Annotated in this window: 22 protein-coding genes and 3 pseudogenes; 18 read left to right on the top strand and 7 right to left on the bottom strand. The window is 68.4% G+C overall.

The window, feature by feature from the left end; genetic code table 11:
• Positions 1–220: 220 nt before the first annotated feature.
• Together ACZ5DS_RS10215 and ACZ5DS_RS10210 are read left to right on the top strand one after the other, a co-directional pair.
• Positions 221–442, top strand: a complete 222-nt coding sequence (locus tag ACZ5DS_RS10215; RefSeq protein ID WP_468235712.1) for a hypothetical protein — start codon at positions 221–223, stop codon at positions 440–442.
• Positions 439–918: a hypothetical protein gene (locus ACZ5DS_RS10210; RefSeq protein ID WP_468235711.1), complete on the top strand. Its 480-nt coding sequence runs from the start codon at positions 439–441 to the stop codon at positions 916–918. Before ACZ5DS_RS10215 ends, ACZ5DS_RS10210 begins: the two co-directional genes overlap by 4 nt.
• Here the strand turns inward: ACZ5DS_RS10210 and ACZ5DS_RS10205 are convergent.
• Together ACZ5DS_RS10205 and ACZ5DS_RS10200 are read right to left on the bottom strand one after the other, a co-directional pair.
• Complete coding sequence (locus ACZ5DS_RS10205; protein WP_468235710.1) at positions 907–1,263, bottom strand: hypothetical protein; 357 nt, start codon at positions 1,261–1,263, stop codon at positions 907–909. The genes ACZ5DS_RS10210 and ACZ5DS_RS10205 overlap by 12 nt on opposite strands.
• Positions 1,264–1,305: 42 nt before the next feature.
• Positions 1,306–1,803 carry a hypothetical protein gene (locus ACZ5DS_RS10200; RefSeq protein WP_468235708.1) on the bottom strand — a complete coding sequence of 166 codons (498 nt, stop codon included), beginning with the start codon at positions 1,801–1,803 and terminating at the stop codon, positions 1,306–1,308.
• A 1,081-nt stretch (positions 1,804–2,884) separates the two neighbouring features.
• Between ACZ5DS_RS10200 and ACZ5DS_RS10195 the strand changes: the two genes are divergently transcribed.
• The 5 genes and pseudogenes from ACZ5DS_RS10195 to ACZ5DS_RS10175 form a co-directional block, all read left to right on the top strand.
• Positions 2,885–3,181 (top strand): hypothetical protein, encoded by a 297-nt coding sequence (locus tag ACZ5DS_RS10195; protein WP_468235707.1) that lies wholly within the window; start codon positions 2,885–2,887, stop codon positions 3,179–3,181.
• 35 nt (positions 3,182–3,216) lie between these two features.
• A complete protein-coding gene (locus ACZ5DS_RS10190; RefSeq protein WP_468235706.1) occupies positions 3,217–4,044 on the top strand; it encodes a hypothetical protein in 828 nt (275 codons plus the stop codon).
• A gap of 79 nt (positions 4,045–4,123) precedes the next feature.
• Positions 4,124–4,411, top strand: coding sequence for a tyrosine-type recombinase/integrase (locus tag ACZ5DS_RS10185; protein WP_468235704.1), 288 nt, complete (start codon positions 4,124–4,126; stop codon positions 4,409–4,411).
• On the top strand, positions 4,404–6,335 hold the full coding sequence (locus ACZ5DS_RS10180) for a tyrosine-type recombinase/integrase (protein ID WP_468235703.1): 1,932 nt from the start codon (positions 4,404–4,406) through the stop codon (positions 6,333–6,335). Before ACZ5DS_RS10185 ends, ACZ5DS_RS10180 begins: the two co-directional genes overlap by 8 nt.
• Positions 6,322–6,369: pseudogene (locus ACZ5DS_RS10175) on the top strand (hypothetical protein); the annotation flags it as partial. The gene ACZ5DS_RS10180 and the pseudogene ACZ5DS_RS10175, both read left to right, overlap by 14 nt.
• A 543-nt stretch (positions 6,370–6,912) precedes the next feature.
• Here the strand turns inward: ACZ5DS_RS10175 and ACZ5DS_RS10170 are convergent.
• A complete protein-coding gene (locus ACZ5DS_RS10170; RefSeq protein ID WP_468235702.1) occupies positions 6,913–7,779 on the bottom strand; it encodes a phosphotransferase family protein in 867 nt (288 codons plus the stop codon).
• A 194-nt stretch (positions 7,780–7,973) separates the two neighbouring features.
• Between ACZ5DS_RS10170 and ACZ5DS_RS10165 the strand changes: the two genes are divergently transcribed.
• Positions 7,974–8,240 (top strand): hypothetical protein, encoded by a 267-nt coding sequence (locus tag ACZ5DS_RS10165; protein WP_468235701.1) that lies wholly within the window; start codon positions 7,974–7,976, stop codon positions 8,238–8,240.
• A 1,094-nt stretch (positions 8,241–9,334) separates the two neighbouring features.
• Positions 9,335–9,895 (top strand): hypothetical protein, encoded by a 561-nt coding sequence (locus ACZ5DS_RS10160; protein WP_468235699.1) that lies wholly within the window; start codon positions 9,335–9,337, stop codon positions 9,893–9,895.
• Positions 9,896–10,029: 134 nt separating this feature from the next.
• Here ACZ5DS_RS10160 and ACZ5DS_RS10155 read toward each other — a convergent pair whose 3' ends face one another.
• Together ACZ5DS_RS10155 and ACZ5DS_RS10150 are read right to left on the bottom strand one after the other, a co-directional pair.
• Positions 10,030–10,893 carry an LLM class flavin-dependent oxidoreductase gene (locus ACZ5DS_RS10155; RefSeq protein ID WP_468235697.1) on the bottom strand — a complete coding sequence of 288 codons (864 nt, stop codon included), beginning with the start codon at positions 10,891–10,893 and terminating at the stop codon, positions 10,030–10,032.
• A gap of 249 nt (positions 10,894–11,142) precedes the next feature.
• Positions 11,143–11,694 (bottom strand): GNAT family N-acetyltransferase, encoded by a 552-nt coding sequence (locus ACZ5DS_RS10150; protein ID WP_468235696.1) that lies wholly within the window; start codon positions 11,692–11,694, stop codon positions 11,143–11,145.
• Between the two features lie 70 nt (positions 11,695–11,764).
• Between ACZ5DS_RS10150 and ACZ5DS_RS10145 the strand changes: the two genes are divergently transcribed.
• The 3 genes and pseudogenes from ACZ5DS_RS10145 to ACZ5DS_RS10135 all read left to right on the top strand — a co-directional run.
• Positions 11,765–12,115: a hypothetical protein gene (locus tag ACZ5DS_RS10145; RefSeq protein ID WP_468235694.1), complete on the top strand. Its 351-nt coding sequence runs from the start codon at positions 11,765–11,767 to the stop codon at positions 12,113–12,115.
• Positions 12,116–12,448: 333 nt separating this feature from the next.
• Entirely contained in the window at positions 12,449–12,619 is a 171-nt protein-coding gene (locus tag ACZ5DS_RS10140; protein ID WP_468235692.1) for a hypothetical protein, read from the top strand.
• Positions 12,620–12,701: 82 nt separating this feature from the next.
• Positions 12,702–12,875, top strand: a pseudogene (locus tag ACZ5DS_RS10135) (galactose oxidase-like domain-containing protein); the annotation flags it as partial.
• Between the two features lie 58 nt (positions 12,876–12,933).
• Here the strand turns inward: ACZ5DS_RS10135 and ACZ5DS_RS10130 are convergent.
• Complete coding sequence (locus ACZ5DS_RS10130; RefSeq protein WP_468235691.1) at positions 12,934–13,626, bottom strand: hypothetical protein; 693 nt, start codon at positions 13,624–13,626, stop codon at positions 12,934–12,936.
• A 1,122-nt stretch (positions 13,627–14,748) separates the two neighbouring features.
• Between ACZ5DS_RS10130 and ACZ5DS_RS10125 the strand changes: the two genes are divergently transcribed.
• Positions 14,749–15,246, top strand: a complete 498-nt coding sequence (locus ACZ5DS_RS10125; RefSeq protein ID WP_468235690.1) for a hypothetical protein — start codon at positions 14,749–14,751, stop codon at positions 15,244–15,246.
• Here the strand turns inward: ACZ5DS_RS10125 and ACZ5DS_RS10120 are convergent.
• A pseudogene (locus tag ACZ5DS_RS10120) lies at positions 15,212–15,351 on the bottom strand (IS5/IS1182 family transposase); the annotation flags it as partial. The gene ACZ5DS_RS10125 and the pseudogene ACZ5DS_RS10120 overlap by 35 nt on opposite strands.
• A gap of 136 nt (positions 15,352–15,487) precedes the next feature.
• Between ACZ5DS_RS10120 and ACZ5DS_RS10115 the strand changes: the two are divergent.
• The 5 genes from ACZ5DS_RS10115 (at position 15,488) to ACZ5DS_RS10095 (ending at position 21,451) form a co-directional block, all read left to right on the top strand.
• Positions 15,488–16,486 (top strand): LacI family DNA-binding transcriptional regulator, encoded by a 999-nt coding sequence (locus ACZ5DS_RS10115; RefSeq protein WP_468235688.1) that lies wholly within the window; start codon positions 15,488–15,490, stop codon positions 16,484–16,486.
• Between the two features lie 119 nt (positions 16,487–16,605).
• Positions 16,606–17,958: an ABC transporter substrate-binding protein gene (locus ACZ5DS_RS10110; RefSeq protein WP_468235687.1), complete on the top strand. Its 1,353-nt coding sequence runs from the start codon at positions 16,606–16,608 to the stop codon at positions 17,956–17,958.
• A gap of 5 nt (positions 17,959–17,963) precedes the next feature.
• Positions 17,964–18,920 (top strand): carbohydrate ABC transporter permease, encoded by a 957-nt coding sequence (locus tag ACZ5DS_RS10105; protein ID WP_468235686.1) that lies wholly within the window; start codon positions 17,964–17,966, stop codon positions 18,918–18,920.
• Entirely contained in the window at positions 18,917–19,792 is an 876-nt protein-coding gene (locus ACZ5DS_RS10100; protein ID WP_468235684.1) for a carbohydrate ABC transporter permease, read from the top strand. The genes ACZ5DS_RS10105 and ACZ5DS_RS10100 overlap by 4 nt, the downstream gene beginning before the upstream one ends.
• A 51-nt stretch (positions 19,793–19,843) precedes the next feature.
• Positions 19,844–21,451 (top strand): glycoside hydrolase family 13 protein, encoded by a 1,608-nt coding sequence (locus tag ACZ5DS_RS10095; RefSeq protein ID WP_468235683.1) that lies wholly within the window; start codon positions 19,844–19,846, stop codon positions 21,449–21,451.
• Positions 21,452–21,467: the final 16 nt, after the last annotated feature.

Genomic DNA, 21,467 nt, shown 5'->3' with positions numbered 1-21,467 from the left:
GACTGTGGACGGTCACCTGAACCTCGGCTGCCTCCCGTGCGGGCAGGCATGAGCGGTGGCGAGCTGTTTCGCGTCGAGCCGGCCCGGGTCGCGCTGTGCGCCGCGATGGAGCAGGCCCGGACCCACCGATGCCGCCGTCATGCGACCGGATCGCGTCGTGTCGTGCGGAGAGCGCTGGGGTACGGCCTTGCCATCGGTCATGGTGGGAGGGGGCCAGGGGGTGGGGAAGACGAGCCGGGGCAAGCGGGAGCGAACCCGGGACCAGGCCGGGCAGTGGACGGCGACCGGCGCGGCGCGGGCGGCGCATCGCCTGCGGGAGCAGACACGGCGGTGTCTGGTCGGCAATCCGTGGGTGCAGATGACGCTCGCCTCCAACATGAACAACGTCGTTACCGAACTGCGCAGCGTGCTGCTGCACAGCGATCTCGCCGCCGCGTCATGAGCGCAATCATCCTGACCTACGCCATCCCGCTGACGAAAACACTGATGATCCGCACCGACGACGTCCGGATCACCGACAACGGAGACGGCGGCGTCGACGTCTACCTGCGGCTGGGAGCGACCGAGCTTCGCCTACCACCGCTACTCGACCAACTTGTCGTCCCATACTTGCAGCAAGATCGCCTGCCACGTGCAGGAGCTGCCATCGTGACGGGCTCTTGGCTCTTTCCCGGCATGAAGGCGGGCCAGCCACTCAGCCACCCCCGAGCCGTGGTTCGCCTGCGCCGGCTCGGGCTTCACCCCGGACCGGCACGGTCACGGGCCTTGCTTCATCTGGCCGCACGCATCGAAGCACCCCTCCTTGCACAGGCTCTCGGCATCACCCCCAGCACCGCTGTCCGTTGGTCAGACCTGGCGGGCCGCACCTACAGCGGCTACGTCGCCCGCGTGGTGGACAGTGATACGTCAAACCTGTGAAGCGGATCCCTCCCGTTCGGCGAGGAACTTGTCGAGCAACTCGAAGAGCACCTTGAGAACGTGCACTTCCTGCTCGGGCGTGAGGTCCCACCCGCCCGGCCAATCCGGAAGGGCAATCTGCCGAATATGGGCTTCCCAGACGAGGTTGTCGCTGACCTGGTGGTTCGCCATCAGCCACTCGCGCCAACCCTCCAGGCCGGGCCCGCCATGCCGGCGGGCAGCTTGGTCATAACCCACCATGAAGGCGGTCGCTCCACTGAGCGTCGTCCGGCCGATGAACATGCCTGTCCGCTTGGCGAACTGGGCGAAGTACTGGCGCTCACTCATCTCGGCAAGATTCGTCACCGCCGCATTCTGCCGCCTCGGTCATCGACTTTGGCGGGCCGGTCAGAGCTGACCGCTGATCCGTTGTGCCAGGCCTTCGAGGAACTCTTGGAGGCTTGCGGCGGCAAGGTCGAACTGATCGAACCAGGAGGCGGTGGTGGACCTCCAGACCCGCCCGGATCCTGCCAGTGCGAACAGACGGCCGCCGCCGTCGCTGGCGAACACCAGGGCAGGCTCTTCCCCGTCGATCTGAACCGCCCCGTACGTGCGGAAGTGGCTTGCCACCGTTGAGGACGGATGGATGAAGTAGCCGTTGTCCACATCGGGCAGGGACACCTCGTCGATCACCCAGTACATCGTGGTCAGGTCCGAGGGAATCGGCGTCAGTTCCACGAGCGCGTCCGTCGCCTTATGACTCTCCTCCGTTGCGAGCGCGACCGCGTTCCTGCCGGGCGGGAAACCGTGTCGCGCCTGGAACGACTGCATCAGTTCAGTGAGTGCCACACCCGCTTGCTCGCACCAAGCCCGGACCCACTCGGCATCAAGCCGTTCATCAGCCACGATCGACCTCTTCAGCCCCAGGGAACTCACCCTCCGCGAGCTCGAAAGAACATACAGGAGGGTCCGCGCAAGGCCGCCAGAGCCCTCGGAATGACTCATTCCCGACTCAGGAATCCCAGACGGTTCCACATCCGCGGAGCCCCGGCCACAAGCCCGGCGCGGTCCGAACGACGACAAGGGCAAGGTCGAGTCCCACCTGCACACCGCCATCTGCAACGGGCGCGTGAGCCTCGCAGCGGCCCAGAAGGCCATTGCTTCGAACTGGGTGACGGCCGAGCAGAATCTCGGCTTGAAGTAGGGGCAGTGCCCGCTGCCGCCGCTGGGCCTCGGCGGTTGCAGCGGTCCGCATCGTGGTGCTGGGCATCGAGCGGTTGGCGCTGCTGCTTGGGCAACGCAGTCGCATGCCGGGCTCGCCCGCCTCCCGCGCTGTCCTGTCTTGCCGTCGCCCACTGTTGCGGATGGTGTGACCGGCACGTGTCGAACAGGAACGCCGGACGCTCGCCGTTGCCGACCGTGCCGCGGGTGACGTCGGTGATGATGAACCCCTGATCGTTATCGAGGACTTTGAGCAGGTACCGCAGGTCCTGCAGGTTGCTACGCACTGCCTGTACCGACGGCGACGCCGAGTCGGCGGATCCCCACGGCGATGGCGTGCACGTCGGCGACCTTCCCCTTCAGGAGCACCCCTTCCGCAGTCTCCTAAGCCTGCGTCAGGTCCGCGAAGCCGCGCAGATGCCGGATGGCGATGAGGACAATCGCCGCAGCACACTTCGCCGGCACCACATGCAGCGCCACCTCCCTGCAGACTCCCGGCCAGGCCGCTTCCACAAGCTGTTGAACCTCTTGGGTGCGTGCCGTCCGACTGGAATGCGAAGAACGCCATAGAAATTGAAGGACCCACGGGTTTGGCCTACATACGCCATATACGTCAAACCTTGAGTACGGCCGCCGCGCTCGTCCTGGGCGCTACGCTCATGACCGCCGGCGCACACACCGCACTGGCCGCACCGCCCTCCCCGCAGTCCTCGACCACGCCCCAGCCGCCCCAAGCGGCTGGCCAGCCAGCGAACAGCGGCGGTGTGTGGACCGGCCAGGCGGCGGAGAAGTACTGGACGCCTGCGCGCATGGCCGCAGCCCTGCCCTGCCCGAGGGCCCGAAGCCGCAGCAGCAGCCGGAGGCCTCCGCGCGCCGCGGCCTGAAAGCAGGCGGCCTGAAGGCCGTGCACTTCGGCGGGGTACGCACGGTGGGTAGGTTCTTCAGTGTCACCAAGGACCTCAAGGACCGTTTCCGCTCGGCGAGCGTCATCGACAGTCCGGGCAAGAACATCATCCTGACCGCCGGTCACTGCACAGTTATCTGCACCTCCCTTCCTCGTTGATCGCGGTGTTGGTCACCACGATCAAGGAGAGTGAAGTGGATCTACGTAACGAACTGCTGGAGGGTCGGGCCCAGTTGCCCCGCGCTGGTGCCGTGGTGGAGACCGGTGAGGCCCACCCTCCGTACGTTGTCGTCAACGGCCTCGGGTGCGAGGTGGAGCCGGTCACCGCGTACCTACGCGACCTGGCCCTGAGCGACAGCAGCCCGCTGACTGCCCGTAGCTACGGGTTCGGGATGCTGCGGTGGTTCCGGCTGCTGTGGCTGCTCGATGTCGCCTGGGAACGGGCGACCGAGAGGGAGACGGCCGTCCTGACCGGCTGGCTGCGCACGGCCCCGAACCCGCAGCGTCGCCGGCGCAACCCTCAGTCGCCACCTCCGGGGACTGTCAATTCGCGGACCGGGAAGCCGTACCTCGGCCCTGGGTACGCGCCGACGACGATCAACCATGTGTTGTCGGTGGTGAGCGGCTTCTACACGTTCCATGCGCACTACGGACGTGGGCCGGTGGTGAACCCGGTGCCCGTCTCGCCGCAGCGGCGTCGCGCCTTGAGCCACTTGAGCCCGCTGGAGCCCAAGCCGGTGTTGGGCCGGGCACGGCTGCGACAGAAGGTCGGCAATCGGCCTCCGCGCTCCATTCCCGATCCGCTGTGGGACGAGTCGTTCACCGCGATGGGCTGCGAGCGGGATCGAGCCCTGCTCGACTGCTACGTTTCCAGCGGTGCACCGGCGGAGGAGTTGCTCGGCGTCGGCATCGGCGACATCCACTGGGCCAAGCCAGCCTCTACGTCATCTCCAAGGGCACCCGGGAACGCGAGCTCGTTCCGGTCTCGCCGGAGGCGTGTGTCCGGCTGGCCCGCTACCTAAACAGCACCGGCACGCCCCCGGCCGGTGAGCCCGTCTGGCGAACTCGGCACGGGAAGACCGGCCGCTGACCTACTGGGCGATGCGTCGGGTGGTGCAGCGGGCCCAGCAGAACCTGGGCACGAACTGGACGCTTCACGACCTGCGCCACACCGCAGCTCACCGGATGGCCAACGGTGGCAAGCTCACCCTGCCCGAAGTCCAGGCGGTGCTGCGCCATGCCAACATCCAGACCACCAGCCGGTACCTGGCGGTGCGGGTTGAGGAGATCTTCGACGCGCTGCTGGAGCACTACAACCAGCCCCGGCCGCAGATCAGCTATCCGACCGGCTACGCCGCCGATGACATCGCGGCGGTGTTCGGTGCCTAAGACCGCCGCGAGCCCCACCACAGGCGTCAGCCGCCGCCACGGCCCGATCGCCGAGGGCCTCGACTATCCCAGCCGCTTCGTCGGCGGCCCGATGACAGCCGAGCCAGCCACCGCTGGCACGCCGCCTCGTCCGTTCGGGGACCTTTCCCGCACCAGTGCCCTGCCCATCGCCAGGCTGATCGTCGACGTCTGGGAGGGAGGTTTGTCCACGCGGCAGCAGCGCGGCATGGCCGCCCGCGCGGTCCTGGACTACCTGGCCGGTTACCCCGGCCTGACCTGGCAGGAGCGGTGGGACGCCAGCCCGGTCGGGCAGGGGCTGGCCCACGTCAACGACCTGGAGTGCCGCCGCAGCCCCAGCATCAAGCTCACCACCGGCCTGCGGGCGCTGATCTGCCTGCGCGTCATCCAGCCGTCCATGGTGGCCTTCCGCCGCCACCACATGACCAGCTTCGCGTCCCATTTCATCACCGCGCAGAAGGACTCGCGGCTCGACGAGTTCGTCAAGCAGGTCGAGGTGCACCAGCACACCTATGCGCACCGCGCCGAGGCTCTGTTCGACCTGTGCGTTCTGCTGGCCGTCCAGGGTGTCGCACTGAGCGATGTCACGGCGCCCGCGCTGTTGCACTTCGCGCAGGAGAACCGGCGTGCGTGGTCGGTAGTGGACCCGGGGAACAAGGCCGGAAACCGGCTCCGCGGTCAAGGTGTGTGGCACGTGCTCCACGCCATGGGCCGACTGTCACCAACGGTTCCGGCAACGATGCGCGCTGCTCTCATGCGGGGTCAGAAGAGCATCGAGGAACTCGTCGATCACTATCCCATCCGCAACCAGGCCGTTCGCGGGCTGCTGATCGACTATTTCACGCGCCGCTGCGCGGACACCGACTACGGCACGTTGAAGAACCTGGTGTTGCACCTGGCTCACTACTTCTGGGAGAAGATCGAGCGCATCAGCCCAGACCAGGTCGACCTGCGGATCTCCCCGGAGGTCTACACCGCCTGGCGGGAGATGATCGCCGTCAAGGACAACGGTGCTCCACGCGCCGGGGCAGACGGCCTGGTCATCTCGGTCCGCAGCTTCTACTACGACCTGCACACCTGGGCCGCTCAGGAACCCGAGCGGTGGGCTGCGTGGGTCGCCCCCTGCCCGGTCCCTCCGTCCGACATGCACGGACTCGGCGCACGCCGCCGACGGATCAACGAGCGCAGCGCCGACCGCACCCGCCAGCGCCAGCCTCTGCTGCCCGTACTCGTCGAGCACGTCGAGTCCCGCTACGACCACTCCCGCCAGCTGCTCCAACTCGCCGAGGAAGCGGGCGAGGGAGAGCCGTTCACCTTCGCCGCCACCAGCTACACGCGCGTGCTGAGCGAGGCCGACCGGAAGCTCAGCCGCCACAGCGCGCCGATTCCGCCGCGTCTGCGCAACAACGACAGCGGCGAGATGGTCCACATCGCCGCTGAGGAGGAAGCCGCCTTCTGGGACTGGGCGGCGGTGGAGACGTTGCGGCATTCCGGCGTGCGCATCGAGGAGCTATGCGAGCCCACCCACCTGAGTATCCGGCAGTACCAGCGGCCTGGTGGCGAGGTCATCGCGTTGCTGGTCATCGCGCCTTCGAAGACCGACCGCGAGCGCGTGATCCCGATGTCCGCCGAGCTCTTCCACGTGATCGCGTCGATCATCCGCCGACACGCTCGCACCGGTCGGCCGATTCCGCTGGTGACTCGCTACGACCCGCACGACAAGGTCTGGAGTCCTCCGATGCCGTTCCTTTTCCAGCGGCAGAACGGCACGGTTCCCGCGGTCTTCAACCCGGGCACGATCCAGGAAGATGATCGAGCGGCGCTGCCTCGCCCTCGCCGAAGTACATCCCGGCTTCAAGGGACTGAAGTTCACCCCGCACGACTTCCGCCGGATCTCCATCACTGAACTCGTCAACAGCGGCCTGCCGATCCACATCGGTGCGGCCCTGCTTGGACACCTGAATGTCCAGACCACTCGTGGCTACGTCGCGGTGTTCGACGAAGACGTGATCCGCCACTACCAGGAACACCTGGAGCACCGGCGCCATGTTCGCCCCGTGGGCGAATACCGGGACACCACCTCCGACGAGTGGGCCGAGTTCGAGGAGCACTTCGACCGCCGCGAGGTCGAACTCGGCTCCTGCGGCCGACCCTACGGCACTCCCTGCCAGCACGAGCACGCATGCGTCCGGTGCCCGATGCTGCACGTCAACCCCAAAATGCTGCCCCGCCTCGCGGAGCTGGAGGCCGATCTCCTCGACCGCCGAGCACGCGCCGAGGCCCGAGGGCTGGGCCGGCGAGACCGAGGGCATCGACCTCACACTCACCTTTCTTCGCGCCAAGCGCGAGGAAACCCAACGCCGAACCCAGCGACCACCTGTCGACCTGGGCATCCCCGAACCGCGAAACGCCCCCTCACCCCCGGAATCGCGATGACAAGCCACATATCCACCACGGCCTCTCCATCTCACAAGACAGGTCTGCTAACGCCAACGTGTCCGCTCACGCACCCAAGCCAGGGCAGCTTCACCCTGAGCGCGCTGGAAGCCCCGCACTGTCGGCAGCCCCGGCGGCGGGGTCTGGACGGACTGGCGAAGAAAATAGCCAGCCATAGCGATGAGTACGGTGGTCACGTCTTCGGGGTCGGCACCGCGGGCGCGCAGATGCTGATCAAGAAAACTCATAGCATCTGGGGCGCCCTGCATGATCACACTCGGGCCCATCGCCACGACGTCAAACCACGAAGCACCGACTGCGGCCCACGGCCAGTCGACAACCATGACGCGGTCATCGGTCAGCAGAACGTTGTCCGCACGCAGATCGCCATGGATCAGGGCACTACCGGCTGCAGCGGCGATCCAGGCAGCTTCTCGATCGACGAGACGTCCGAGATTGCGTCGCGCCCAGGGGTCGAGCCAAGCCAGGTCATCTGCCTCCTCTTCAGAAGCAGCGGCAAGCCGACGCCAGCCTCGGAACTTCTCACCGAAACGGTCAGCAACCGTTGGCGCCTCGATCGGCGAAGGATCGAGCAGTACGGACAGCTCAGTAGCCGCCGCAAGGACACGCTGGAGCTCGTCCAGCTGCCATGGCTGAGCTGGCGCCTTACCGTCCACGTCTTCGAGGACCAAGACGACCCAGCCTTCGAGGTCCAAGGCCATGAGCAGCGACGGCACAGGAGCAGTGATCGGCAAGGCTGCTGTGATCCGGGCCTCCGCCCGGTGAAGGCCAGGAGTCTCAGGGTTGGGTTCAGGTCCCACCGCCTTCACGAAGACCCGCCGACCATCGACGAGGCGCACGCGAGCAGCGACACCAGGCGAGAAGCCACCGGCCTGGGTAACGGCCTTCTCCACGGGGGATCCCAGGGATGCCTCAACCCGGCTTCTCACGCTGGAGGGAACAGCCCACCAGTCCACGCGCACGCCCGCAGCCGCAGGCACTCCGGTGGTCTCGGCGCTTGCTCGTCTCCCCATGGCCACATGATCCAGGTGGGGCCCTCGGGGAGCAACGAGGTTTCCAGGGCCGCCGCTCCTCCCATCACCCATGCGTGTTCCCCCTGCAGCGCTGGTTCCGGGACAATCGCTACACCAAGAACACCAAGGGCCTCTACTCCGACTACGACTTCGCGTTCGCTCGTGTCCGCGCGAACCCCAAGCACAAGCAGGTGCGGCAGGCGGTCGGCGCGGCCTTCAAGCTCGGTTCGATCGGCGGCCAGTTCAAGCAGAGCGTGAGCGTCATCGGCTACCCGGGCGCCAGCCACAACCCGGACAACCGGCCGATCATCTGCCCCGGCTCCGCGCGGCAGCGCGCCTGACCACTACCCGTCTGGCCGGCTACCAGCGGGCCGGCACGTCCGGGAGCCCCCTGGATCAAAGGCTTCAACCGTACGACCGGCACCGGCACCGTGATCGGCAATCTGGGCGGCTGGAACGGAGGCGGCCTTGAAGGCGGTCCGAACGTCGACCGGATCTCCTAGGCGGCCACCTACGGCGAGCGGGCGTTGGAGATCTCCGACGACGCCCAGCACAACCGCACACCCAACAAGTACCCCAGCGTCTACCCCATTGGATCCAAGCACCAGAACGGCGGCTCGACCTGGGTTCACGCCAAGCACATGGCATCCGGCGACTACACCGGCGACGGCAACGCGGACGTGATCGTCGTCTGGTCGGACGGGCGAAGTCACTCTCTACCGCGGCAACGGCCGTGGCGGCTACTCCGGGGAGACCCGGCTCGCCGCAAAGAACGAGACTTGGGCGAACCGCCCGCGATCACCGGCGGGGACTTCAGCGGAGGGAACCCGTCCGACTTGATCGTCGTCTGGGTGGACGGGGAAGTCACCCTGTACAAGGACGTCAGTCACACCGGCAAGCTCCGCTCCGAGACACAGATGCAAAAGCCCAGCGAAACGTGGAAGAACGCCACCCAGGTCGTCACCGGCCGCTACACCGGCAACAAGTGGACCGACGACGTGATCGTGCGCTGGGTCGACGGTGAACTGACCCTCTGCACCGACGTGGACGGGCGCGGATTCCTCCACGAGCACAAGCTGAAGAAGCCCAACCAGACCTGGAAGCACGCCGCGATCCTGACCACCGGCAACTATGCGCAAGGCGCGAACTGGGACGTGATCGTCCGCTGGTCGGACGGGGAACTGACCCTCTACACGGACAGCAGCACCCATGGCATCGGCGGTGAGCACCGCATGCTGAAGCCCAAGGCCCTGTGGACGCACGCCGCGGTGATGACCGGCGGCTCCTTGACCGGCAACAAGCGGCCTGACGATCTCCTCGTGCGCTGGTCGGACGGGCAGTGTCCGTCTTCGCCGACACCAGCAGCCGTGCCGGCAAGGAACAGCAGCGTGTGCCCCAAAGGTCCACTGACCCGAAACGAGGACTCATGCCCCTCATGCGCGCTACCGCCCTCACCGCAGCCTGCGCCGCCGCTGTCCTGGGCGCTGCCGGGACGGCTTCGGCCGGCGACGGATCGGGTTCCCTGCTGGGCGTCACCCCGCACTCCGCCACGGGCCACACCGCCGCCGCCTCACCGCTGCGGCCGGGCGGGCAGGTCGACGTCACCGCCGACGTCCGGATCTTCGGCCTCAGCACCGGCCCCGAACACCTCACCATCGACTCCAAGGCCTTCACCGAGCCGGTCAAGCTCACCGAAGGCAAGTCCGACGCCCACGGCACCGCGCAGATCCGCTGCGGGCTCAAGCCCGGCATCTACAAGGTCGTCCTCAAAGGCCCCGGCGTCACCGCTGATGACCTGGAAAGCGGATGGCGCACCACTGTGCACGTCGCGGCCGCCGACGGCCATGCCTGCGCCGACCACGAGCAGCAGGCCGCGCAGGACACCCACCACGACGACGGGCCCAGCACGGGCCTCATCGCCGGCGCAGCAGCCACAGGACTTGCCACAGCCGGCATCGGCCTAACGGTCCTGCGCCGTCGCCGCAACGCCCAGTAGATCTACCGACAGCACAAGGCCACGCACCCCGTGGATGCCGGTGGTCGAATCCGGCGTCATGTAATTCCCCACCCGCGCGGTCACGATTCTCCAGGGGGATTCTGAACGCGCACGGCACAAGGCCGAATGGCTGATCAGACCACCGGCGGCCCCGCCTCGATGCGGCGCAGCACCGGGGGGAGGCGGTCCAGGTCGGGGCCGGTCTGGACCTGTCGCTCGTCCCACCAGGTGGCGCCGGCGTCGTGCAGCGGACCGATCACGTCCCTGGCCTTCGCTGCGTCCGGGGGCGTGGCACCGCCGAGCACGAACTCGAAGGGGCGCTCGGCCCCGGCCGTACGGTGCTTGCGCACATAGCCGACCAGTTCCCGTACCTCCGCCACGTCCGGCACATGCCCGTGCCGGGCCGTCTCGAAGAGCGGCACCGCGCCGTCCCACCGTGCTGCCCGCCGCATGGGCGCACGACGCGGCCAGAACCCGCCGATCCACACCGGCGGACCGGGCCGTTGCACGGTGGCGGGCAGCAGCGTCACGTCCCGGACTTCGTAGTGCCGGCCGTGGTGGTTCACCGGCTCGCCGGACCAGAAGCGCCGCAACAGCTCCAGTCCCTCGTCCAGCCGCTCGGCGAGGAGGCGTGGCTCTGCGGCGTCGCCGAAGCTGCGGTATTCGTCCTCGACCGGACCGCCCAGGCCCGCGGCGAAGATCACCCGGCCGCCGCTGAGGTGGTCCAGGGTGGCCACCTGGCGGGCCAGTTGCTGCGGACGGTAACGGGGGACCGGCGTCAGCAGTGTGCCCAGTCGGATCCGGGAGGTCGCCAGCGCGGCTGCGGTCAGCAGCATCCAGGGGTCTCCGAAGGGACGCCCCTGGTGCTGCCGGTGCAGTACGTGGTCCCAGACGAAGAGTCCGTCCCAGCCGGCCTGTTCAGCGGCAGCCGCAACGGTCGCGACGTTGCGGGGGTCGGCGAAGTCACCGAAGTTCGGGATGTTGACGGAGAAGCGCATCCCAGCAGGATGCGCAGCCGGCCACGAAGCGGCAACCGGATTCGGATACAGGCGGCTTCACGGCAGGCTGCGGACCACGCACGATTCATCAGGATCCCCGAACCACAGCTGGACGGACCGGACCGACCCGTCGGACGCCGCATCACGAGCGGGCCCCGGCAGCTGCTACGGCCACCGCCTGGGGAATTACGTGACCGTCGACATGCCCATCAGCTGTGAACATGAAGAAACGGCAAATCAAAGGACCGCTCAGCTGCCCAGGGCTTGCCACTCCCGCGCCAGCACCGACCAGACCTCGGCGTCGTGGTGGACGCCGCGGTAGAGGTAGGTTTCGCGCAGGACGCCCTCACGGGTCATGCCGAGTCGCTTGGCCACGTTGATGCTGGACGTGTTCTTCGGCGACACCAGCCACTGCACACGGTGGATGCCGCGTTCGTTGAACGCCCAGTTGATGATCAGCCGTGCTGCACGTCCGACCAGGCCCCGGCCTGTGGCGGCAGGCTCCAGCCAGCAGCCTGCCTCGCAGGTGCCGGCGGCGGCGTCGAATTTCGGGAAGGAGACGCCACCCACGAGGGTGCCGTCGAGCCAGATACCGTACAGTCGGCCGGTGTCGGAGGCTGCCTTGTCGGCGTAGCGCTGGAGATAGCTGCGGGCGGAGTCCAGGTCTACGGCGAGGTCGGGCAGCTCCATGTGCTCACCGATGAAGTCCCGGCCCCGGTCCATATGCGCGAGGAACTCCTCGGCCCGCCACGGCTCCAAAGGCCGCAGCTCGGCCCCGTCCCCCAAGGAAATCGCGAACATAGCCATCCTTCGAAGTGCGCTTATCCGACCGTTGGATCTTCGCACGCCCGGTGGGCATGCCGAGGAGAGCATGCAGGTCACGAACCCGGAATGCCTGGTCGGGGTGGGTGTTGAAGGCGTACCCGATGACCTGGTAGACGGTGGTCAACTCGGTTGGTTCCGGCTCGGCCTGGGCTGGTGCGAGTTCCGCGATGATCTTCCGGGTCGTGACGAGTTCAGCCAGGCGGGCCTCGGTTTCGGCCAGGGCGGCGTTCAGGTGCTCGATCTTGTCGCGCAGTTCGCCGGCCCGGGTGGCGGCCTCGTCCTGCCGGCCTGGAGGTTGGCCAGGAGCTCGGTGACGTTCACGCCACCAACTCGCGGGTGTCGCGCCAGGCCGGTGCGGGCGTGGTCAGGCGGCGGGTCATGTTGGCGGGCCCAGTAGACGCGCGAGGCGGAGTTGTCGGGCAGGTGGTCGTACTCGCGGGCCAGGCGCCGGTGCAACATCAAGGTCGCGTTGACCTGTTCCACGATCCACCTCTTCGGCTGCGGTACGAAGCCCCTGCCACGATCGTCGGGGTTGCGGCGGACGGTTTCGACGGCGATGTCCTGCAGCGCACCGTGGATGACGATCTCGTCTTCAACCCTTGGCCCACTAGCGCCTTCTCCAGGCGGTTGCCGCACCGTGCGGCTGCCTGGTCGAGGAGCGCGACGCCGGCGGCGACCGATCATCGGCTCGAGGGAGTTGGTTGTATGCAGTGGTGTGTGAGGTATGCGGATGGAGGAGATCGTCAACAACCCCGACATCAGGTCCGGGCAGAATGGCACGATCGACGCCTACGAGCCGCCGTATCTGCATCACGGCGGCAAGCGACCGACGCTGACGGCCACGGAACCGGCCTCCGGGTCGGCGCCACTACGCCCGAACTGGCGAAGAAAGCCGTCCTGATGGCGCCCATCACCACCACCCACGCGGTGGACACCAGCCGGCGCCGAATCGAACGGCCCATCACCGGCAGCGCCCGCAACAAGCTAGTGCTCCAACCCCGCCGTCCGCGAACGACGCGCCGCCCGGCTTCTACCTGCTGTACCTGCTGTACCTGCTCGACGAGCGGGGCGTGCCCACCATCGCCAAGTGGGTGCAGTTGCGGCCCGGTTCCCGACTTCCCGGCATGGTGAGCCCCTCAAATCGCCACGGTATGTGATGAAATACGGGCATTCAATCACCCTACGTGGTCGCTCCCGTGCTGCCCTGCGCCGCGCTCAGTGTCCCGTGTTCTCACGAGGAGTCCCATGTCCCGCAGAGGGATCCCCCGCAGAGGGAGGTGGACGTTCGCGGCCTGTGCCGCGCTCGTCGTCCTGTCCGCCACCGCGCCCGTCGCGCTCGACCCCCACCAAGCCGGCTGGCGTCCGGTGAGCATCCGGCCGGTTCAGGGCGCCGATCCGGTGCCGGAAGCGATCTGGCTGCGCGGACAGTTCGGGCCGTGCGGCCACCACCAGGGCCGCGCCCGGCCCGCTGTTTACGAGCAGCGGCCGCACCTGCGCCTCACTTTCGACATTCTCGAGTACTTCGAGCATGCGCCGTGTGCTGAGCGCGTCCCGCAGTCGGTCGTGGGCATCCTCCGGGTTTCCCGCGGCCGGGGAGCCGCCGAGGATGTGCAGGATCCGGCGGATGAGCATGTCCGAGCGGATGAGCATGGCCGAGCGGGCGAGGTTGTCCGAGCGGATGAGCATGTCCGAGCGGGCGAGGTTGTCCGAGCGGGCGAGCATGGCCGAGTGGACGAGCATGGCCGAGCGGGCAAGGTTGTCCGAGCGGACGAGCATGGCCGAGCGGGCGAGGTTTTCCGAGTGGACGAGCATGTCCGAGGAGAAGGGAAGCGAGGAGGTGGGGTGCGCTTCGACGAAGACCCATCCCTCCGGGAACCGGCCGCGCACCTCGTGAGCGGCCCGCAGCACCGGCAAGTCTTTCCGGCCCCGGGCGGTCGGACGATGGCGGGCCAGCCGGAGTCGGGCTCGGGCCGCGCGAGATGGGCCGTCAGGACGGCGGTCGGCGCACCCCGGCCGACGCGCCGGTGGCGGGGCGCGGACGGCGGCTCCGCCGCTGCGCACAGATCCGGGGGAGCTGCCGGGGACCTGGCGCGGGGCAGCCGCGGTAGCCGCCCGGCCTCACGGGAGAACAGCCCGAGCGCCTCGGCGGGGAGCCGCAGCGACAGTTCGCCGAGGCGGGCGGTGCGGCCCGTCTACAGGGTGCCGATGGCCCCCACACTCAGTCCCGGCCGCTCGACGGGCTACCCCTGGGTGAGGCAGGGCCCGCCGTGGGTCCAGGCCAGCGCCACATCCACGTCCACGTCCACGGCGTGGAGCGGACCGGTCGCACCCCGCTGAATCTCCCTCGGGCGCACGGTCATACGGCGCCGGATCGCTCCGGTGTCGGCCGGCGTAGGGCGGCGACGAACCTGTAGCGGGAGCCCCAGTACACCGACCGCACCCCCTGGGCGTGTATCAAAAGTGGATCTCGAGCATGCGGTGATCTTGATTCGTGGGGCGAGGAGATCTGACGGATGCGCAGTGAGCGGTGCGGAGCGGCTGTTACCGAAGGGCAAGAAGGCTCTGGGGCCGGGCGTACGACCTGTTCCGCTGCTGGCAGCGAGACGGTATCTGGCAGCGGATCTTTACCGAGCCGCAGGCTCGGGCCCTACGCCCAGGACCCCCGGTCCTGAACCGCCAGATCATGCCCTCGAACTGCTGCCGCAGCCGCTCGGGATACGTGCGGTACTCACCGATCGGCAGGTACGACCCGATGAACTCCCCTTCCTCGTCCGTCAGTTGCCCGCGCGTCACGCAAAAAGATCTACCGGTTCAGGCCCGCCGCGAGGGCGACCCCCGCAGATCGATCACGACCCGATACGCACCCTTGCTGCGGACGCCTCGCGCCCCGCGCACGGCACGCACCTTTCCTTTGCCCCGCCGCGGTGTCCTCCATGATCGGGTCCGTCGATATTCCGGACCGCGAACGCCGGTGCGATGCCACGATGAAGGCACCGCGTCCGCGGCTGCGACCATCCAGAGGGGGCCGTCATGTTCCACAGCTCCGCCCACCCGGGCCGTCCCGACGATCGCATCTGGCTGGAGACACTCGGGGCGTTCAGCCGCCCGGTGGCCGTCCTCGTGCGGCCCCAGCCCGGATGGCGCCGCCTGGTAAGCCAGGGGTCCGTCGACGGCTTCCTCCAGCGGATCGACCTCGGATATTACGAGGAGCACACCATGCTGGTGCAGGTGACCACCCAGCGGCGCCTGCCTGAGCACGTCCGCGTGTTCTCAACCCTGCAGCCCGATGCGCTCCTGGGCGAGTTCCTCTTCAACTCCTCGCCTGACGGACCGATCTGGCTGCCCAACGTACTCACCGCCGGAACAGGCCGGCTCGTCGTCGACGGAACGGAGGTCAATGCGCAGGCAGTCACGTACGGCGACTACACCGCCACCCTCGCCGCGATCGGAGATGAGACCGTTGCGGTCGTCAGCACCGCCGCCCTCCACGATCAGGCTGTCCACCTGACCTTCGACATCCCGGAATGAGCTGCGGAGCGTCGCCCCACGGGCCCGGAGTGATCAGCAGGGCCAGGGGGTGGCGTCCCCCTCACCGGGGAGGTGGATCTTGCAGGTGAGGCCGCCCCGGGAGCGTCACCCGAAGCCGCAACGGTCACATGATCCGCCGGACAGGCCTAGCCCGTTCCCGCGGCACTCCTAGCCCCGTTTACGCGGCACCCCAGGCCGGTTTACGCAAACGGCTTGCGTAAATTGCGCTAGCCTTGCGTGCATGACACGACGACTTGCGGAAGTGGCGAAGAAGGTCGGCGTCAGCGAGGCCACGGTCAGCCGGGTGCTCAACGGCAAGCCCGGAGTCTCCGATGCCACCCGGCAGGCGGTCCTGACGGCTCTCGACGTCCTCGGCTACGAGCGCCCCACCCAGCTGCGCGGCGAACGTGCCCGGCTCGTCGGCCTGGTCCTGCCGGAGCTGCAGAACCCCATCTTCCCGGCGTTCGCCGAGGTCATCGGGGGTTCGCTTGCCCAGCTGGGGCTCACCCCGGTGCTGTGCACGCAGACCAAAGGCGGGGTCTCCGAGGCGGACTACGTGGAGCTGCTGCTGCAACAGCAGGTCTCCGGTGTCGTCTTCGCCGGCGGCCTGTACGCGCAGGCCGACGCGCCGCACGACCACTACCGACTGCTCGCCGACCGCAACATCCCCGTGGTACTGGTCAACGCGGCCATCGAACACCTGGGCTTCCCGGGCGTGTCCTGTGACGACGCCGTCGCCGTCGAGCAGGCCTGGCGCCACCTCGCCTCCCTCGGCCACGAGCGGATCGGCCTGGTCCTCGGCCCCGGCGACCACGTCCCCTCGGCCCGCAAGCTGGCCGCCGCCCGCGCCCTCGCCCCCGACCTGCCGGACGAGTGCGTCGCCCGGGCCATCTTCTCCATCGAGGGAGGCCATGCGGCCGCCGCACGGCTGATCGACCGGGGTGTCACCGGCATCATCTGCGCCAGCGACCCCCTCGCCCTGGGTGCGATCCGTGCCGCCCGCCGCAAGGGATACGACGTCCCGGGGCGGATCTCGGTCGTGGGCTACGACGACTCCGCCTTCATGAACTGCACCGAACCCCCGCTGACCACCGTCCGCCAGCCCATCGAGGCCATGGGCCGCGCGGCCGTGGAGCTGCTGAACGCCCGGATCGGGGGCATCGCCGTACCCGCCGAGGAGCTGCTCTTCGAGCCCGAGTTGGTGGTGCGCGGCTCCACCGCGCAAGCCCCGCGTGACTGAGATCCAGCGGATCCAACTGTCTGTTAAATAATTTCAGCTTTCGCGCGACATCTTGCGGCAGAGTGTCGTCGGTGCTTGAGTGTGCGGCGCCCACCGCTCCTGCCTTGAGGGGTCCACCGATGAGAAGAACCGGGTTCCGCCGCACCCTCGCCGCGATCGGCGTCTGTTCCTCCCTCGCCCTCGCCGCGTCCGCCTGCGGGTCGGGCGACGACGACACGGCGAGCGGCAAGACCCGCATCACGGTCAACTGCGAGCCGCCCAAGAGCGCCAAGGTCGACCGGCAGTTCTTCGAGGAGGACATCGCCTCCTTCGAGAAGCAGAACCCGGAGATCGACGTCGTCGCGCACGACGCCTTCCCCTGCCAGGACCCCAAGACCTTCGACGCCAAGCTCGCCGGCGGGCAGATGGAGGACGTCTTCTACACGTACTTCACCGACGCCCGGCACGTCGTCGACATCAACCAGGCGGCCGATCTCACGCCGTACCTCAAGGAACTGAAGAGCTACGGCACCCTCCAGAAGCAGCTGCGGGACATCTACACCGTGGACGGGAAGGTCTACGGCATACCGCGTACCGGATACAGCATGGGGCTGATCTACAACCGCAAGCTGTTCGAGAAGGCCGGCCTCGACCCCGACCGGCCCCCGGCGACCTGGGACGAGGTCCGCGCCGACGCCAAGAAGATCGCCGCCCTCGGCAACGGCACGGTCGGATTCGCCGACTACAGCGCGCAGAACCAGGGCGGCTGGCACTTCACCGCCGAGCTGTACTCGCAAGGCGGCGACGTCGTCAGCCCCGACGGCAAGAAGGCCACCGTCGACACCCCCGAGGGCCACGCCGTCCTGCAGAACCTGCACGACATGCGGTGGACCGACGACTCCATGGGCAGCAAGCAGCTCCTCATCATCAACGACGTGCAGCAGATGATGGGTTCGGGCAAGCTCGGCATGTACCTCTCCGCCCCCGACAACATCCCGATCCTGGTCAAGGAGAAGGGCGGCGACTACAAGGACCTCGCCCTCGCCCCGATGCCCGGTGGCAAGGGCACCCTCATCGGCGGCGACGGCTACATGTTCAACAAGAAGGACACGCCCGCCCAGATCCGCGCCGGCCTGAAGTGGCTCGACCACATGTTCCTCACCCCCGGATCCGGCTTCCTCGGCGACTACGCCCGCGCCAAGAAGAACGACGCACCCGTGGGCCTGCCCGAGCCGCGCCTGTTCACCGGTGCCGCCGACACCGAGGACCAGCAGGCCAAGAAGGCCAACGCCAATGTCCCGGTGGAGATCTACCAGGCCTTCCTCGACGGCAACCAGCAGCTCCGGATGAAGATCGAGCCGCCGGACGCCCAGCAGATCTACTCCGTCCTCGACGGCGTCGTATCCGCCGTCCTCACCAAGAAGGACGCGGACATCGACCAGCTCCTGAAGGACGCGTCCGGCAAGATCGACAGCATTCTGGCCCGGAGCTGACCGCCATGACGAAGACGGCCGAGCGGCACCCGGTCGAGGCGGCCGCCGTTCACCCGGTCCAGGCGCCGCCCCCGGTAGGGGGCCGGGGGCGGCGCCGCCTGGCGGACCAGGCCCGCGCCTACGGGTTCCTCCTCGGCGGACTGATCTGCTTCGCGCTGTTCTCCTGGTACCCGGCGATCCGCGCGGTCGTCATCGCCTTCCAGAAGTACACGCCCGGCTCCTCGCCCGAGTGGGTCGGCACCGCCAACTTCACCCGTGTCTGGCACGACCCCGAGTTCACGGCGGCCTGGCGCAACACCTTCACCTTCACCCTGCTGGCCCTGCTGATCGGCTTCGCCGTCCCCTTCGTCCTCGCCCTCGTCCTCAACGAGCTGCGGCACGCGAAGGCGTTCTTCCGGGTGGTGGTCTACCTGCCGGTGATGATCCCTCCGGTGGTCAGCGCCCTGCTGTGGAAGTGGTTCTACGACCCCGGATCCGGCCTCGCCAACGAGGCGCTGCGCTTGCTGCACCTGCCCACCTCGAACTGGTCCAACGGCACCGACACCGCGCTCGTCTCCCTGGTGATCGTGGCCACCTGGGCCAACCTGGGCGGCACCGTCCTCATCTACCTGGCCGCCCTGCAGTCCATCCCCGGCGAGCTGTACGAGGCCGCCGAACTGGACGGCGCGAACCTGCTCGAGCGCATCCGGCACGTGACGATCCCGCAGACCCGCTTCGTCATCCTGATGCTGATGCTCCTTCAGATCATCGCCACCATGCAGGTGTTCACCGAACCGTTCGTGATCACGGGCGGCGGCCCGGAGAACGCCACGGTCACCGTCCTCTACCTCATCTACAAGTACGCTTTCCTCTACAACGACTTCGGCGGCGCCTGCGCGCTCAGCGTGATGCTGCTCGCCCTGCTCGGCGCGTTCTCCGCCGTCTATCTGCGGCTCACCCGCAGCGAGGGAGACACCGCATGAGCACCCGCACCCTGATCTCCCCGGCCGCCCTCGCCCGCCCGCGCGGCAAGGCGCTCTACTGGACGGTGTTCACGGCCGTCGTCGCCCTCTTCGCGCTCGCCTTCCTCTTCCCGGTCTACTGGATGGTGACCGGCGCGATGAAGTCCCCGGACGAGGTCGCGCAGACCCCGCCGACGCTGATCCCGAAACACTGGCACACCGGCGGCTACACCGATGCCTGGGAGCTGATGCAACTGCCGCAGCACCTGTGGAACACGGTGGTGCAGGCGGCCGGCGCCTGGGCGTTCCAGCTGGTGTTCTGCACGGCCGCCGCCTACGCCCTGTCCAAACTCAGGCCCGCCTTCGGCAAGGTGATCCTCGGCGGCATCCTCGCGACCCTCATGGTCCCGGCACAGGCCCTCGTCGTACCGAAGTACCTGGCGGTCGCCGACCTGCCGCTGATCCACACCAGTCTGCTCAACGACCCCCTCGGCATCTGGCTGCCGGCCGTCGCCAACGCCTTCAACCTCTACCTGCTGAAGCGGTTCTTCGACCAGCTGCCGCGCGACGTCCTGGAGGCCGCCGAGATCGACGGCGCGGGCACGCTGCGCATCCTGTGGTCGGTCGTCCTGCCCATGTCCCGGCCGGTCCTCGGCGTGGTGTCGATCTTCGCCCTCGTCGGGGTGTGGCAGGACTTCCTCTGGCCGCTGATGGTCTTCTCCGACACCGACAAGCAGCCGATCAGCGTGGCCCTCGTCCAGCTGTCGCAGAACATCCAGCTCACCGTGCTCATCGCCGCGATGGTGATCGCCAGCATCCCGATGGTGGGGCTGTTCCTCGTCTTCCAGCGGCACATCATCGCCGGGATCAGCGCGGGCAGCACCAAGGGCTGACGCAGCCGCCCCGTCTACAGAAAGCGCCCCGTCTACAGAAAGGCAAGCTCAGTGGGACAGCCCACCCATGCCCGGAAGGACCGTGACTGGTGGCGCTCGGCCGTCATCTACCAGGTGTACGTCCGCAGCTTCGCCGACGGCGACGGCGACGGCACCGGGGACCTCGCGGGAGTCCGCTCGAGACTGCCGTATCTCGCCGAACTCGGCGTGGACGCCCTGTGGTTCAACCCCTGGTACCTCTCGCCCATGAAGGACGGCGGCTACGACGTCGCCGACTACCGTGCCGTCGACCCGGCCTTCGGCACCCTCGCCGAGGCCGAGAAACTCATCGCCGAGGCGCGCGAGCTGGGCATCCGCACGATCGTCGACATCGTGCCCAACCACGTCTCCGACCAGCATCCCTGGTTCCGGGCGGCCCTCGCCGCCGGGCCCGGCAGCCCCGAGCGCGAGCTGTTCCACTTCCGGCGCGGACGCGGGCCCGACGGCGCCCTCCCGCCCAACGACTGGCCGTCGCAGTTCGCCGGCTCCACCGAACCGGTGTGGACCCGGCTGCCCGACGGCGACTGGTACCTCCACCTGTTCACCCCCGAGCAGCCCGACCTCAACTGGGCCCACCCGGCCGTCCGCCAGGAGCACGAGGACATCCTGCGCTTCTGGTTCGAACGCGGTGTCGCCGGCGTCCGCATCGACTCGGCGGCCCTCCTCGCCAAGGACCCCGACCTGCCCGATCTCGCCACGCACCCCGAGCCGCACCCGTTCGTCGACCGCGACGAGCTCCACGACATCTACCGCGCCTGGCGGGCCGTCGCCGACACCTACGACGGCGTGTTCGTCGGCGAGGTCTGGCTCCCCGACCCCGAACGCTTTGCCCGCTACCTCCGCCCCGACGAACTCCACACCGCCTTCAACTTCTCCTTCCTGTCCTGCCCCTGGGACGCCGGACGGCTGCGCGCCTCGATCGACAGCACCCTCGCCGAGCACGCCCCCGTCGGCGCCCCGGCCACCTGGGTGCTGTGCAACCACGACGTGACGCGCACGGCCACCCGCTACGGCCGCTCGGACACCGGCTTCGACTTCGCCACCAAGGCCTTCGGCACCCCGACGGACCTCGCCCTCGGCACCCGCCGGGCACGGGCGGCCGCGCTGCTGTCGCTGGCGCTGCCCGGAGCGGTGTACCTGTACCAAGGGGAGGAACTGGGGCTGCCGGAGGCCGAGATCCCGGTCGACCGCATCCAGGATCCGATGTACTTCCGCTCGCACGGTGTCGACCCCGGCCGTGACGGCTGCCGGGTGCCGCTGCCCTGGGCGGCCCACGCACCGTATGCGGGATTCGGTTCACGCGAGGAGCCGTGGCTGCCGCAGCCGGTCGACTGGCCGTCGTACGCGGCCGACCGTCAGCAGCAGAGCCCAACCTCCATGCTGACCCTCTACCGCGAGGCCATCGCCACCCGCCCGGTCTTCGGCGACCGCGCCCTGACCTGGCTGCCCGCCCCCGAGGGCGTGCTCACCTTCTCCCGCACGGAGGGCGTGTCGTGCGTGGTGAACCTCGCCGCCGCACCCGCCGAGCTGCCCGCGCACTCCGAACTCCTGCTCAGCAGCGGCCCGCTGGACTACGCCGGCCGGCTGCCACAGGACACGGCGGCCTGGCTGCGCGCCTGAGCCGCCCCCCGCACCC

The sequence above is a fragment of the Streptomyces sp. NPDC031100 genome, from assembly GCF_055570785.1.
The sequence above is the reverse complement of the archived record's forward strand: the minus strand, read 5'-3'. Positions and strand labels throughout refer to the sequence as shown.